Below are 15,069 nucleotides of genomic sequence, written 5' to 3' on the forward strand. Positions count from 1 at the left end.
CTTCTGAACTCTTCTATTTTAATACTGTCCTTGAGCAACCATTGCTTTTGCAACCTTGTCAAATCCTGCAATGTTCGCACCAGCAACCAGATTGTATCCGAAGCCGTAGAACTCTGCAGCTTCTTTTGCGTTCTTATGAATATTCTTCATAATCTGATGAAGCTTTGCATCCACTTCTTCTTCTGTCCAGGATAGTCTCATGCTGTTCTGTGACATTTCAAGAGCAGATACAGATACACCACCAGCATTGGCAGCCTTGGATGGACCAACTACAACTCCGCTGTTCAAGAAATGTGTAACAGCTTCGTTGGTGCATGGCATATTTGCGCCTTCACAAACATACTTGATTTTATTGTCTGTAATCATCTTTGCATGTTCAATGTGAATGTCATTCTGGGTTGCACAAGGCATTATAATATCTACTTTTCTGCCCCATGGCTTTTCACCAGCAAAGAATTCCACGCCGAACTTGTCCGCATAGTCTTTTACCTTGTCTCTACCTGAGTTTCTCATTTCAACCAGATAGTTGATTTTTTCTGGTGTGCTTACACCGTCTGGATCGTAAATATATCCATCTGGACCGGATAGTGTAACAACCTTAGCTCCGAGCTCTGTTGCTTTCATGCAAACGCCCCAAGTAACATTTCCAAAACCGGATGCGGCGATGGTTTTGCCTACCATTTTATCGCCCAGGTGTTCGAGAATCTCGTTACAGAAATATACGATACCGAATCCAGTAGCTTCTGGACGGATAAGTGATCCACCATATGGAATACCTTTCCCTGTGAAGACTCCATTTTCAAATGCTCCACGGATTCTTCTGTACATACCGAACAGATACCCGATTTCTCTAGCGCCTACTCCGATGTCTCCAGCTGGAACGTCCACATCTGGTCCAATATGTCTATAAAGCTCTGTCATGAAGCTCTGGCAGAATCTTAAAATTTCACTGTCTGATTTTCCTCTTGGGTCAAAGTCAGAACCACCCTTACCTCCACCAATTGGAAGTCCTGTCAGAGAGTTCTTTAATGTTTGCTCAAAAGCAAGGAATTTCATGATGGAGAGTGTTACAGATGGATGGAATCTGAGTCCGCCTTTGTATGGCCCAATCACACCATTAAACTGTACTCTATACCCTCTGTTGACCTGAACATGTCCATTGTCATCTTCCCAAGAGACTTTGAACATAATCATTCTTTCAGGTTCAACGAACCTTCCAAGAAGATTCATCTTCATATATTCCGGGAACTTGTCAAGAACAGGCTTCAGTGTAGGAAGAACTTCTTCTACAGTCTGAATAAACTCTGGTTCATGACCATTTTTCGCCTTTACATCATTAATGATCTTCTCAATGTACTCTGTTGAGCTAAGCATTGTACTTGCCATTTTTTTACCCCCAAATTTGTTTTCCGTAATAGTGGTGATTAGTCTTACATGTCTATTCTACAATGAAATCCACTGTTTTTCACCCGCTTACAAAAAGTTTATTAAGTTCTTATTAAAACCTTTACATCCTTATAGAACCAATTATTTTTTCATAAATTTCATTAAGAAAAAGATGAAAGGAAGGGATAAAATATAAAAATCCATACTTCGTTATTTGGATAACGAGTATGGATTTCGATTCTGGTTCGATTAATTGAAGATATCATGCTTCTTCCAAATTTCTTCCAGGGTGTTGAAAATCTCACCCACCTGGTCTTTTTTTCTCATACCAACTGACACAATCACAGCATTTATGACACTGAGAGGGGCCACAAGAGAGTCTACAAAGGATGCCATATTGCTTTGTGCAATGAGGCTATAGTCAGCACGTGCTGCCAAAGGTGACAGCAGACTGTCGGTGATGACGCTAACCTTTGCACCTCTGCTTTTCGCAAAATCCAGTGCTTCAATGGTTTTCTGGGAATATCTTGGAAACCCAATTCCGATGACAAGATCGTCTTTGTTGAGTTTAATCATCTGTTCAAAAATATCACTATACCCTTGATGGATAGAACGGACATTATCCAAAAACAAGTTCAGATAAAAAGCAAGGAAATTTGCCAGTGTGTTGGAACTTCTAAGGCCTATGATATAAATATTTCTTGCTTCAAAAATCGCATCAATGATCTGCTCAAAAGTCTGCTCATTGATCTTCTCCAGCGTAGCACGAATATTCTCCATATCCGCCTTCAGAACACCTTTCAGCGCATTTTCTGTATTGACTAGACTGTTCGTCAGCTCCAATCTCTGCACGGTGGTCAGCTTTACTTTCACGATATCCTGCAGCGATTTCTGTAGTTCTGGATATCCTTCATAACCGAGCTCATTTGCAAATCGTACGACAGTGGATTCGGAAACTCCTACACTTGCACCAAGCTTGGATGCCGTCATAAATGCTGCCTTGTCGTACTGTTTCAGTATAAATTCAGCGATCAGCTTCTGCCCCTTGCTCAGTTTTGCATATTTGCTCTGGATGACTCTCATCAGATCATCACGGTTGCCTTCCATAACTTATCCTCTCTTTCAAACATCCATTAACGGATCATCAGTGTTCATGGTTTCATCTCAATTATTTTCATTATATTCTGTTTCTCTATAGCAGTAAAGGAAATCCATGGCTGTTACAGCTCTTTTCCTGTTCTTTCTCCTGCTGATAAACAAATTAAACTTTCTTTAGACGCAAAGCAGTATATTATGATTGAACAAAAAGTATGGTTTAAGTTTACTATAACGCATCAACCATAATAAATATTATGTTAACAAATTCAATCACATACGCCTTACTTCATTCTGCTGCAATAAAAAAGCCCAGCGCATGACACTGAGCTTTCTTGACTTCATGACGTGATGGATTCTACAGCTTATATCTTTTCAGTTCATTTTTCAAGAACAGTACTACTTTCTCCAGCTCGTCTATGTTTTCCGTAAGTTTCGATATTTCACCCGCAAAACTTGTGACGTTGGCACTCATTTCCTGTGATGAAGCTGAATTTTCTTCAGCAATGGCCGCTAATTTATGCACATTATCAAAAACTCGGTTGATTTTTTCTGTTTCCATGGACAATTTGTTGGAGATTTCTGAGATGGATCCGGAAACTGCATGAATTCTCTTTGCTGCAGTCTTGCTTTCTGATGTGACATTTTCCATGGTTTTTGTTCCTGCATCCAGTTCTCCATACTGATCATTGACCTTGGATACCATGTCATTAACACCAAGTATAAACTCGTTCAGATTTGTATTGATGGTGCTGACAGCTTCTTTTGAGTCTTCTGCGAGCTTTCGGATCTCTTCCGCAACCACACTGAATCCACGTCCCATTTCTCCAGCCCGGGCAGCTTCTATGGATGCATTTAAAGCCAGAAGATTGGTCTGTTCTGCAATACTCTCTACTGTTCCAACAATGCTTATGATGTCTTTCACCTTTGTTCCAAGATCTTTCCCTGTTTCATTGACCTTCGAAAAGTTCTCCTTTACCAGGTTCATTTTCCCAGAAACCTTCTCCAGATCTTTAAATGACACTTCAATCTGCTCTACTGCATCTTCCAGAGATTTTTTCCCATTCAGCTCCTGTGTACTGATTTCATTGAGGATTTTTATATTCTCTGACAGTATACTGACTGATGCTTCTGTTTCTGTGGCCTGATGCTGTGCACCTTCTGCCACTTCTTCCACAGAGCTTGCAATGAGCTCAGAAACATCTCCAAGGTTTTTAGCAACCTTTGAGAACTTTCCAATAAAGGAATAAAGGTCATCCATACCCCCTCTATAGTAGGTGAATTCCTCTTTCAGATGTTCCTTTGCTTGTGAGAGATTCCCGAGGATTCCTTCAAACTGATCCGCTGTGATGACCTTAAGATCTTTGGACAAATCCAGCACTTTAATGGCTTCAATCTCTTCTTTAATATCCTTCACAGGTTTCAGAAGCAGATGATTCCCAATTGCCGATGAAACAAGAACCGTAAGTGGAATTCCTGCAAGAAGGACCAGATCTTGTGTTCCCTGTAAAGCAAATATTGCTGCAGCACTCACTAAAGCAGGAAGTATGGCAGATTTCAGGGGCAAGGATTTTATGACGCCAAAGGAAAGCACTCTAGAGAAGGGATATTTCTTCACTTTTTTCGGTGTCTTCTCAAAGGAGAGATGAATTTTGACTACATGAACCTCCCCTTCTTTGGTCTCTTCTAAAATCTCTGCATGGATCTTCTCACCAAAGTGATTTCCAACCCCTTCAATGAGTCCCATGAGGTAATGATGCAGACCTCTTGTGGATTTATAAACCATCAAAAAATTCTTCTCGTCAATGGGCTCTGGTATCAGTCTTGGTGGCTTTGCACCAGAAATCATTTTGGTCAGCTGTGCATGAACCGTGTCCATCATCATCAGGAATCCCATGGCTGAATTTGTCTCAAAATAGGAAGGAAACCATTCCCTAAAAGACTGAACGTTGTTCACCCCTAAAGTCCGATAGAGGTCTTCAATCTTCATCCCTTGCTTTTTCGCAAAATTTTCCATGATCCCTTTAATTTCCGCATCATTAATCTCCTCCAGCGGTGTAATGATTCTCTGAGGATTCCATCCTGCGGCTTTCAGAATTTCATTTTTCTGACTCTCTCCATACAGTCTCGTTAAAGTTGTCAGCCAGATGCTTACCAATGTCCCTTTCATTTCCTGTCTCCTCTTCATTAAGTTATAATACTGATACTGCTTCTATCGGCACTTTATTCAATTTATTAATATATACCATCAGATTCTCATTTTAATCATTTTTTCATGTCTATGGGGTATAAGTGGAATCATAAGAGCAACGCAGAGAAGAAAAACAGGAAAAGGAGAATGATGATGAACGCCATAACAAGGAATTTACCCATGGAGAAACTGCTCCATGATGCTATAGATACTTATCACAGTTGTGTTCCTTGGGAAGAATGGACACTTCCGAAAGTATCCATTCTTCAGAAGATGCTTCATGAACGTAAGCTTCGAAAACTTTTGGAAAAGACATTAAAAGAGCTTCCGGATTTGGATGAGACCTCACTCAGACAGATGAATAAAGAAGAGAAAGATGAGATGAGAGCAAAACTGAGAGAAACCGCAAAAATGCTGGATCAGGAAAAACTGCTCTATTCCACACCTTTCCTGATGGAGTTTATGAATCTTGGCTTTTTGGAAAGCACCGAAGAGTTTTTTGAGAGATCACAATCATTTGAACCAGAGTTTAAACCAGAAGATCTCTTTCAGGCTGTCCGTAATGTTTGGATTATGAACTGTCTTCAGCTGCTTTTTCATAATCCAGTCTGTCTGACATCCTCCATATTCTCTTACAGCCTTCTTTATCCCTATACGGATAATTATCTGGATGATCCGAATACTTCCAGTAAGGAGAAGTCCTCTTTCAATCACATGATATACCAAAAAATACTAGGGAATCCTGTTTCTGCTCCCACTCCTTACGAAGCTAAAGTATGCGCCCTTCTGGACAACATTGAAAAAGAGTTTCCAAGAGATGCGTATCCATCCGTGTATGAAAGCCTCTGGTATATACAGGACGCTCAGTCGAAAAGCATCCTTCAGTGCAATAAGGAAGTGCTCCCACAGGAGATTCTCCACCTAAGCTTTTACAAAGGAGGCGCCTCTGTACTGGCCGATGCGTGCCTTGTCAAAGGTAATCTCTCCCCCAATGAATCCACCTTTGCATTCGGCTATGGAACCTTTCTACAGTTGCTGGATGACTTGCAGGACAGGATGGATGATGCCTCGATGAATCACCAGACCCTGTACAGCGGGATCCCAGTTGAATCACACCTGGATGAATATATAGAAAAACTTCTCCGGTATATCGACTGCGTTCTGGGATCCTTTGAAACAGAAAGCAACCCGAAAGTTCCAATGAACGAAGTCATCAGGAGCTGTATGCGTATGATGGTGGAAAGTGTTGTTGGCAAGCATCCTTCCTATGTCTCAAAAAACTATTACAAGTCGCTTGAATCTTATTCATCTGTGAGACTTTCCTTTTATCCTGAAATGGAAAAGATTATGGAGAAGGCTCTTCGAAATAAAGAAACTCAAAACACAGGCTCATAAACCATTACGAAAACCCCTGAAGAAAATCACTATGATACATCTTCAGGGGTTTTACTATTCTTCTTCAAAAAGCTCTATGTCTTCTTTTTCCAGTTCTTTCTTCTTCTCATCCAGTGCGACAAACTTCTCCGGCAGTGGATGCTCCTCTTTGAGATCCTTAAGAGATGTGAACCCAAACTGAATCAGGAACTCATCGGTGGTCCCATAAAGTTTGGGTCTGCCCGGTGCATCTTTTCTGCCTACGACTTTAATGAGACCTTTTTCCTGCAGCTTCTGGAGCACATAATCACTGTTGACTCCTCTGATCTCGTCCACGTCCACTCGAGTTACCGGTTGCTTGAAAGCTATGATTGATAAACATTCAAGAGATCCTTTAGAGAGGCTCTGTCTCTCGTTAACCCCAAGTAGCTCCTTGAGATAAGGAGCATGGGCTTCTTTTGTACCAAGCTGCAGTTTGTTTTCCAGTGCAAGCAGCCGGATCCCTCTATGGTTTTCTTTCAGCTCCTTTTCATAAGCGGTTATGACCTTCTCCAAATCCTCCATCCGTATTTTCATGATCCGTACCAGATCTTTTTTCTTCACAGCATCACCTGCAGCAAATAATATACTCTCCAGGACACTGATAAAGTAGCTGATATCCATTGGGTCTTCCGTGCCAGTACTGTTAAAGAGATTCGCTTCCATGTTCTGCTCCTTTCTCTATGATGATTTCCGAGAAAACTTCTGATTGAGATACTCGGATCCGATGGTTTCTGGACAGCTCAAGAATCGCCAAGAAAAAGACAATACATTCGGATTTTGATTTTGTCTGAAATAGGAGTGTGGAAAAGTTGACTCTTCTGTTCTCATAGAGCAGCCGTTCCAGCTCTTCCATCTTATCCTCGATCTTGTATTCTTCTCGCTCCATGATTTTCGTTCTTAGGGCGCTTCGGTTCACCTTCTCTTTCTGTCTGTTCATCAGGCTCTTGTATGTGATATACAAATGATCAATGGTGACTCCCCGAAGCAGATCTTCCAAAGACACCTCATCACCAACGATGGTTTCAGCGCGTTTGGTGAAGATGAGAAGGTCCTCATCATAACGCTCACCAAGACTCTCCGCTAGGAGCTTGAAAGCTTCATACTCTTCGATTCGAAGAACCAGTTTCTCCTTCAGTTCCTCTTCATCCACTTCTTCCACATATTTGGGGAGCATCTCACGGCTCTTGATTTCAAGAAGTGTGGATGCAATGAGTAAAAACTCTGAGGCAATTTCCAGATCCAGCTCCTTCATACCTTGGAGATAAGCAAGATACTGGCTGGTGATTTCCGAAATACGGATTTCCTGTATTTTCATTTTGTTGATTTTCAGAAGATGAAGGAGCAAATCAAAAGGACCTTCAAAATTTGAAATCTGCAGCTGTAAACTTTCCATAAAATCCCCCAGACAGTTGAAATAAACCTCTTCTATTATACAGAAATTTCCCGTGAAAGGAAACGGGAGACTTCCTTCATGAAAGTCTCCCAATTTTTCCACCATTTTATCAAATTACGCCTCAGTGATAACATCCAAAATAAATGGAATATGTTCCGGTCTCTCATCTGCAATGTCATAGGCTTCCTGAGCCTTGTCGTAGGCATCCTGATAGTTTTCACGATTGGTCAGAAGGGTGCAGAGCACATCTCCTTCGGTTACCTCATCTCCTACCTTCTTATGCAATGTGATTCCCGCTGCATAATCGATGACATCTTCTTTGGTTTCTCTTCCTGCACCAAGAAGCATTGCCGAAGTGCCGATCTCTTCTGCCTTAATCTCATGCACAAACCCCTTCTTCTTTGCAATGACCGGCACACTGATCTTTGCTGTGGGAAGCAAGTCCGGATTCTCAATCTGAGAAACATTCCCTCCCTGTATCTTTACTAGTGTCTTCAGCATTTCCAAGGCTTTTCCGTTCTTCATATTCTCACGGATGGCTTTCTCAGCAACTTCAATGGAGTCAAAGGCTCCACCTAACACCGCCATATGACCTGCAATGGTCACACTGACATTCACAAGATCCTGCATACCTTCACCTTTCAGTGTTTTTATGGCTTCCCTGACTTCGTTGGCATTCCCCACTTCTTTACCCAGTGGCTCATTCATATTGGTGAGCACAGCCACAGTATCTCTTCCGAGACCTCTGCCGATTGAAACCATCGCTTTCGCTAATGCTCTGGCATCATCAAGGGTTTTCATAAATGCGCCATTTCCGACTTTCACATCAAGAACAATGGCATCAGAACCCGATGCGATCTTTTTGCTCATGATGGAGCTGGCAATGAGCGGAATACTGTCCACTGTAGCAGTAACATCACGAAGAGCATACAGTTTCTTGTCTGCTGGAGTAAGATCTCCAGTCTGTCCAACAATCGCCATTTTATTGGTGTTGACGTTCTCAATGAATTTCTCCATGGAAAGGCTGATGTCAAACCCCTCGATGCTCTCCAGTTTATCGATGGTTCCTCCAGTATGACCCAAGCCTCTTCCTGACATCTTAGCAACAGGAATGCCTAATGAAGCAACCAGTGGAATCACTACAAGACTTACTTTATCTCCCACTCCGCCTGTGGAGTGCTTATCAACCTTTACACCCTCAATAGCAGACAGATCAATCTGATCACCTGACTCCACCATGGCCATGGTCAGCATCCGGGTCTCTTCAGCATCCATCCCCTGGAAATAAATAGCCATAAGAAGTGCAGAAATCTGATAGTCCGGAATCGCGCCTTCGGTATATCCCTGAACAATGTAATAAATTTCTTCTTTGCTTAATCTCTTACCTTTTTTCTTCTTGTCAATCAAATCCAGCATATGCATATATTCTACATCTCCTCTATAACTCTAGAGATCAGTGTGGTGAAGCTTCCTCTCACTTTGGCGGAAACTTCAATGACCTCCTCATGATTGAGCGGCTGATCCAGAACGCCTGCTGCCATGTTTGTAATGCAGCTGACACCGAGCACTTTCATTCCTGAATAATTGGCCACGATGGCTTCTGGCACTGTAGACATACCAATGGCATCTGCGCCCAGTGTCCTGTAAGCTCTAATTTCTGCAGGAGTCTCGTAGCTGGGACCTGTATACATGGCATAAACTCCACGTTTCAGCTCAATATGTTCTTCTTTTCCGATTTTCTCCGCCAAGGCCATGAGATCTCTATTATAAACTTTAGACATATCAGCAAATCTCGGACCGAACTCTTCCATATTTCTACCCATGAGCGGATTGTTTCCAGTGAAATTCAGATGATCCTCGATGAGCATCAGATCTCCAGGTGTAAAACCTAGATTGACTCCACCACAAGCATTGGTAACTATCATGTGTTTAACCCCAAGTCGTCTCATGACGAACACAGGCAGTGTCACCTCTTTCATCGTGTATCCTTCATAATAATGGAAGCGGCCTTGCATCATGGCAACTTTTTTACCTTTGTAGTCTCCAAAGACAAACTGCCCAGCATGACCTTCAACGGTAGATACCAAAAAATCCGGAATGTCCTCGTATTTTACAACTGTTGGATTTTCAACATGCTCCGCCATAGATCCCAGTCCTGATCCCAGAATGACCAGCACATCGGGTGTATAGCTTATTTTACCCTTAAGGTAATTCACTATCGTATCAATTCTTTTTATATCCATCTAACTTTACTCCTATTCTTTAAATGTTCTATGCTTTGATTTCTGACCAGAAACTTTCTCCATAGAGGTCATTCTGTACTCCGAGATATTCAAGAACCGTCTTCCCGATATCTGAGAAAGTTCTTCTCACGCCAAGATTTGCGCCTGGTTTTACATTCTTGCCATATACAAGGATTGGAATATACTCTCTTGAATGGTCTGTGGAAGGTGTGGTTGGGTCGCACCCATGGTCTGCGGTTAGAATCAGAATATCATCCTCTGTCATGGTTTCCAAAATCTCTGGCAGTCTCTCATCAAATTCTCTGATGGCATTATAGTAGCCGACATAGTCATTTCTATGTCCGAACATCATGTCAAAGTCTACCAGATTCGTCCAAAGAAGACCTCCAAGATCTTCTTTCATGAACTTCAATGTTTCATCCACACCCTGCATGTTGTTCTTGGTATGAACCGAATGGGTGACCCCGATATTGTTGAAAACATCTGATATTTTACCTACGCACATAACATTCTGTCCGGCTTCCTTGACGTACTCCAGAATGGTCTTATTGAATGGGTCCAATGCAAAATCTTTTCTGTTTTCAGTTCTGGTATATACACCATCTTCTCCAACAAAAGGTCTGGCAATGACGCGTCCAACCTGCCAGTCTCCTACAAGCATTTCACGGGCAACTTCACAGTAACGGTACAGTTCATCCAATGGAATGACCCCTTCGTGGGCTGCAATCTGGAACACAGAGTCTGCAGATGTGTAGATGATGGGATAACCGGTCTTTACGTGTTCATCTCCCAGTCTTTCAATGATTTCCGTACCAGAAGCAACTACATTTCCCAAGGTTTTTCTGCCTATTTTGGACTCAAAGGCATCCATAATCTCTTTTGAGAATCCTTCTGGATAAGTATTCAGGGGTTTTTCTAAGATGACTCCGGACATTTCCCAGTGACCCGTAACGGTATCCTTTCCTACAGAAAGCTCTGCGGACTTTCCAAAAGCCCCTTCTGGTGTATCTATAACAGATACGCCCTTCAAAGGAGCGATGTTGCCAAGTCCTAGCTTCTCCAGATTAGGAATCTCCATGCCGCCGACCTGATCTGCGATATTGCCAAGCGTGTTGGAACCTACATCTCCATATTGATCCGCATCTGGCATCTCACCGATACCAACAGAATCCAGTACTACAAGTATTGCTCTTTTCATTTTTTCCTCCTTGCTATGCCCTTGGATGGGCATCCTCATAAACTTCTTTAAATTTTTTATTCTTCACAAGCTTCAAGTAAATAGTAGTTGCTTTTATATCATTATGCCCTAGCAGCAGAGAAAGTGTTGTGATATCCGCACCACCACTCAACATATGCACGGCATAAGAATGACGTAAGGTATTCAAGTTGATGCTTTCTGATAATCCAGAAATCCTCGCGTACTCTTTCAAGATTTTCCAAAGTCCTTGTCTTGTCATCTGGTCTCCTCGATGGGAGGGAAATAGAACTGATGCCCCGACCACTAGATCCACCCGCGATGATAAATACAGTTCAATGCTGTCCATGGCGAAAGACCCTAACGGAACCAATCGATCCTTGTTCTTTTTCCCCTTTACTGAGAGGTTCCCCCGGGTCATATCCAAGTCCCGATACCGGAGCTCAATAAGTTCAGATGCTTTGATTCCTGTGGCGTAAAGCACCTCCAATATAGCCTTATCCCGCTTTCCTTTCATGGTACTGATATCAGGGGCTGAAAGAATCTCTTCCACTTCTTCTACACTGATTGGTTCCGGAAGATTTCTTTTGATCTCAGGCAGTTCAAAATAAAGAATAGGTGCTTCCCTTACTTTGTTCTTTTTTCTCAGATATTTATAAAAATTACGGATAGAGACCAAATGACGGGCTATAGTGGCTCTGGACATATTCAAATCCAGCAGGTATCCAATGAAATTAGATACTTCAATTTCATTGAAGTCCTCAAAATTGAGTTCTGCTTCTTCCAGAAACGAAATAAGATGGATAAGGTCCCGTCTATAGGCATCTATTGTATTCTCAGACTTGTCTTTTGTTCTCAGTTCATCAATGTATTCACTCAGATAGTTTTGCTTCATACTGTTTTCCCAATGTATAACAAGCTACGGTTTTAAGATCCTTGATTTTTCCGGTCTCAATTCCATCTTGAAACTCCTCGTCTGTGAGTCGAACAAGGTCAATGAACTCATCATCGTCTCCACCGATTTTACCCAAGGTAAGACCTTCTGCTACGAACAGATGTATAAGTTCGTCGCTGTATCCTGGTGAGGTGGCAAAAGCCCCCAGACTTTTTAGTGTACTGCATTTATATCCTGTCTCTTCCTCTAGTTCTTTCAATGCATTTTCATAGGGAGTGAGATCCTTCTCCAGTTTACCTGCAGGAAGCTCCAAATAGGCTTCTTCCATAGGTTTTCTAAACTGCTTCACCAGAAGAATTCTGCCTTCTTCATCTCTAGCCAGTATACAGACTCCTCCAGGATGTCTGACGATTTCCCTGAAAGCGCTCTTCCCATCAATCAGTTCTACCTGATGGGTTTCAAGGGAAATAATTTTTCCGCTGTATAATTCCTCTTTTGAAATTGTGTCTTCTCGAAACAACATTTGTAACTCCTTATCTTCAGTGATAGAAAAAGACCCTGGGAGTTATCCGGGGTCTCAAAACGGTTGTCAGCAGTGTCTGCTGCACTTCTATTCTACTACAAAACGCTCATAATGATAAGTATCTCCAGGGAGCACCACGAAAATATTATGTAAAGTTATAATATTATTCACAATTACTGGAGCTTTATTCTTCAGCTTGTCCTTTTTCCAGTCGGAACTTGTCGCTGATCAGCGCAATAAATTCTGAATTCGTCGGTTTCCCTTTTTCGAAATTCACTGTAAATCCCTGGATCTTATTCAGATTCTCAAGCTGTCCCTTATTCCAGGATACCTCGATGGAATGTCTGATGGCACGTTCCACACGGGATGAAGTGGTATTGAACTTTGCAGCGATATTCGGATAAAGTTCTTTGGTCACTGCAGACAAGAGTTCTACATTGTCTATCACTTCAATGATGGCTTCTCTTAGATAGCTGTATCCTTTGATATGAGGCAGTATGCCTGCTTCCTGTAAAATGGAGGAAAGCTCCGTCGCAAGATCCTTTTTCTCCATACCATCTTCCTGAAAATCGGCGGATTTCATATCCTGTGATTTCATGATCCCGTCCTGGGATTCATGAAAATAACTTTTGATTCTTTTTTTGATTTGCTTCAGGTCAATCCCTTTCACCATGTAATAATCCGCTCCAAGGGTAATGGCGGTATTTGTGACTTTATCATGGGAGATGGCGGAATAGACAATGATGACAGGTCTGTCTTCCATATTCTTCAAGGATTCCAAAACACCAAGCCCGTCAAGCTCAGGCATGATGATATCCAAAAGAAGCACGTCAGGCTTTTTCTGCTGCATGATTTCCAATGTTTCTATACCATTTTTCGCAACCCCTACCACAAGTAGTTCCGGGTCATTACTTAAGAACTCATTCAGTAGAGCACTCATATCCGCATTGTCATCTGCTATGAGTATTTTAATCAATTTTTTCATAGTTCACCTCTTTAATCCTTGAGATTCGTGTATTCTAAACAAATTATACTTCACAACGCATCGTTTTCAAAGAAAATACTTTTTCTTCAGTATTTCTGTTTTATCGATGGTGTCTTCTGCATTTTTGAGCTGTGGATCTGATATTTTAGAACCGCCAATCATTTTTGCAAGCTCCATGGTTTTTCCCTGAAGATTCAGTTTTTCCACTCTGGTGAATGTTCTCTTCTTTTCTTCATGTTTGGACACCACCAGATGATGATCCGAAAACGCTGCAATCTGAGGAAGATGTGTTACACAGAAGACCTGGAATCTCTTGGACAATGAATACATTTTTTCTCCAACGGCCTCTGCGATTCGACCGCTGATTCCCGTGTCAATTTCATCAAAAATAACAGATGGAGTCTTATCCTTCTCCATAAATGCAACTTTCATGGCCAGCATGATTCTTGAGAGTTCTCCTCCGGAAACAATCTTTTCCAGTGCTTTCTTGGGTTCACCAATATTGGTGGAAATGAGAAAACTCACATCGTCGGTTCCATACTCATGGATTTCCTCTGTCTCCACAACGGAAACGGCGAACTCCGCCTTTTCCAGTCCAATGAACTTCAGTTCCTCATTGATCTTTTTTGAGAGAGCTTTCCCTCCTGTGAGCCTTTTGTCATGGAGTTCTTTTCCAGCCATATAAAGCATTTTTTTCTGTGCATCGATCTCTTTACGGGTTTTGAGAATAATCTCATCCGCATCTTTCAGTTCCTCATATTCCTGTCTGATTTTCTCATAATGCCGAAGAACCTCTTCGATGGTTTCTCCATATTTCTTTTTATAAGTGCTGTATACATATAATCTTTCATTGATTGTATTAAGTTCATCCTGATCATAATAAACGATTTCACGGAATCCAGCGATATCACGGTACGCTTCCTGTAATGAATAATAGGCATTTTCCAGATTGTCCAAGGGAGCTACTGCTTTTTCAAAATGCTTCACAATGCTCTTGAGGCTCTGTATTGCTGAGGTCAGGGATTCCAGCACACCATTCTCATTATCCATCAGTTCATAGGCTTTCGTAAGACCCGTTGAGATCTTTTCTGCATGGCTGAGCATGGAAAACTTTTCCATCAGCTCTTTCTCTTCATGAAGATTGAGCTTTCCTTTTTCCAGGTCTTCAATCTGAAACTTCAGATAATCCATGAGTTTTTCTCTGTCTCTGCTTCCCATGAGCTTTGAAAGCCTGTCCTTTAGTCCCTGCAGTTTATGAAACTCGTCCAAATACCTTCTATACACAGGTTCTTTTTCCAGATCAATAAAACTGTCCAGATAGGACAGATGTTTTGACACATCGAGTAGATTCTGATTGTTGTGCTGACCATGAATGTCCAAAAGTTCTTTTCCAACCTCTTTCAGAACACTTAGAAGAACCGTTTTCCCATTGATTTTCGCTAGATTTCTGCCTTGCATGAATGTCTCTCTGGAAAACACCACCAAGTCATCATAAGGTATCTCCTGGGCTTCAAGAAGCTCCTTCATCCCGTCATCCAGGGTGAATACAGCCTCGACAAATGTCCTGTCCGAACCCGTCCTAATAAATTCTTTACTGAATTTTTCACCAAGCACAAAATTGATCGAATCAATGAGAATGGACTTTCCTGCTCCGGTCTCTCCCGTAAGAATGGTGAATCCTTCCTCAAAATTCAATTCCAGATGATCAATGAGCGCAAAATTCTCCACTGTTATTCGTAAGAGCATG

Annotated in this window: 13 protein-coding genes; 1 reads left to right on the top strand and 12 read right to left on the bottom strand. The window is 41.8% G+C overall.

Annotation, left to right across the window (positions count from 1 at the left end; all coding sequences use genetic code 11):
• Positions 1-18: 18 nt before the first annotated feature.
• The 3 genes from gdhA to BM243_RS01905 all read right to left on the bottom strand — a co-directional run bounded on the left by gdhA (position 19) and on the right by BM243_RS01905 (position 4,651).
• The gene (gdhA, locus tag BM243_RS01895) at positions 19-1,386 is read right to left on the bottom strand and encodes an NADP-specific glutamate dehydrogenase (RefSeq protein ID WP_083422548.1); all 1,368 of its coding nucleotides are present in this window, start codon (positions 1,384-1,386) and stop codon (positions 19-21) included.
• A 249-nt stretch (positions 1,387-1,635) separates the two neighbouring features.
• The gene (locus BM243_RS01900) at positions 1,636-2,493 is read right to left on the bottom strand and encodes a MurR/RpiR family transcriptional regulator (protein ID WP_031576322.1); all 858 of its coding nucleotides are present in this window, start codon (positions 2,491-2,493) and stop codon (positions 1,636-1,638) included.
• Positions 2,494-2,839: 346 nt separating this feature from the next.
• The gene (locus BM243_RS01905; RefSeq protein WP_074909615.1) at positions 2,840-4,651 is read right to left on the bottom strand and encodes a heme NO-binding domain-containing protein; all 1,812 of its coding nucleotides are present in this window, start codon (positions 4,649-4,651) and stop codon (positions 2,840-2,842) included.
• Between the two features lie 174 nt (positions 4,652-4,825).
• Here BM243_RS01905 and BM243_RS01910 point away from each other — a divergent pair, with 174 nt between their 5' ends.
• Positions 4,826-6,067 (top strand): hypothetical protein, encoded by a 1,242-nt coding sequence (locus BM243_RS01910; protein ID WP_074909618.1) that lies wholly within the window; start codon positions 4,826-4,828, stop codon positions 6,065-6,067.
• A 54-nt stretch (positions 6,068-6,121) separates the two neighbouring features.
• On the opposite strand, the gene scpB is transcribed toward BM243_RS01910, so the two are convergent.
• The 9 genes from scpB to recN form a co-directional block, all read right to left on the bottom strand.
• Entirely contained in the window at positions 6,122-6,751 is a 630-nt protein-coding gene (gene scpB, locus BM243_RS01915; RefSeq protein ID WP_083422550.1) for an SMC-Scp complex subunit ScpB, read from the bottom strand.
• The gene (locus BM243_RS01920; protein WP_074910893.1) at positions 6,732-7,481 is read right to left on the bottom strand and encodes a segregation and condensation protein A; all 750 of its coding nucleotides are present in this window, start codon (positions 7,479-7,481) and stop codon (positions 6,732-6,734) included. Before BM243_RS01920 ends, scpB begins: the two co-directional genes overlap by 20 nt.
• A gap of 114 nt (positions 7,482-7,595) precedes the next feature.
• Positions 7,596-8,903, bottom strand: coding sequence for a pyrimidine-nucleoside phosphorylase (locus BM243_RS01925; RefSeq protein ID WP_074909620.1), 1,308 nt, complete (start codon positions 8,901-8,903; stop codon positions 7,596-7,598).
• Between the two features lie 5 nt (positions 8,904-8,908).
• Entirely contained in the window at positions 8,909-9,724 is an 816-nt protein-coding gene (locus BM243_RS01930; protein ID WP_074909623.1) for a purine-nucleoside phosphorylase, read from the bottom strand.
• Between the two features lie 28 nt (positions 9,725-9,752).
• Complete coding sequence (locus BM243_RS01935; protein ID WP_074909625.1) at positions 9,753-10,922, bottom strand: phosphopentomutase; 1,170 nt, start codon at positions 10,920-10,922, stop codon at positions 9,753-9,755.
• Positions 10,923-10,935: 13 nt separating this feature from the next.
• The gene (locus BM243_RS01940) at positions 10,936-11,814 is read right to left on the bottom strand and encodes a tyrosine-type recombinase/integrase (protein WP_074909628.1); all 879 of its coding nucleotides are present in this window, start codon (positions 11,812-11,814) and stop codon (positions 10,936-10,938) included.
• The gene (locus BM243_RS01945; RefSeq protein ID WP_074909630.1) at positions 11,792-12,337 is read right to left on the bottom strand and encodes an NUDIX hydrolase; all 546 of its coding nucleotides are present in this window, start codon (positions 12,335-12,337) and stop codon (positions 11,792-11,794) included. Before BM243_RS01945 ends, BM243_RS01940 begins: the two co-directional genes overlap by 23 nt.
• Before the next feature lie 184 nt (positions 12,338-12,521).
• Positions 12,522-13,322: a sporulation transcription factor Spo0A gene (gene spo0A / locus BM243_RS01950; protein ID WP_074909633.1), complete on the bottom strand. Its 801-nt coding sequence runs from the start codon at positions 13,320-13,322 to the stop codon at positions 12,522-12,524.
• A gap of 66 nt (positions 13,323-13,388) precedes the next feature.
• On the bottom strand, positions 13,389-15,068 hold the full coding sequence (gene recN, locus BM243_RS01955; RefSeq protein ID WP_074909636.1) for a DNA repair protein RecN: 1,680 nt from the start codon (positions 15,066-15,068) through the stop codon (positions 13,389-13,391).
• Position 15,069: the final 1 nt, after the last annotated feature.

Source organism: Proteiniclasticum ruminis (assembly GCF_900115135.1).
Taxonomy (GTDB): Bacteria; Bacillota; Clostridia; order Clostridiales; family Clostridiaceae; genus Proteiniclasticum; species Proteiniclasticum ruminis_A.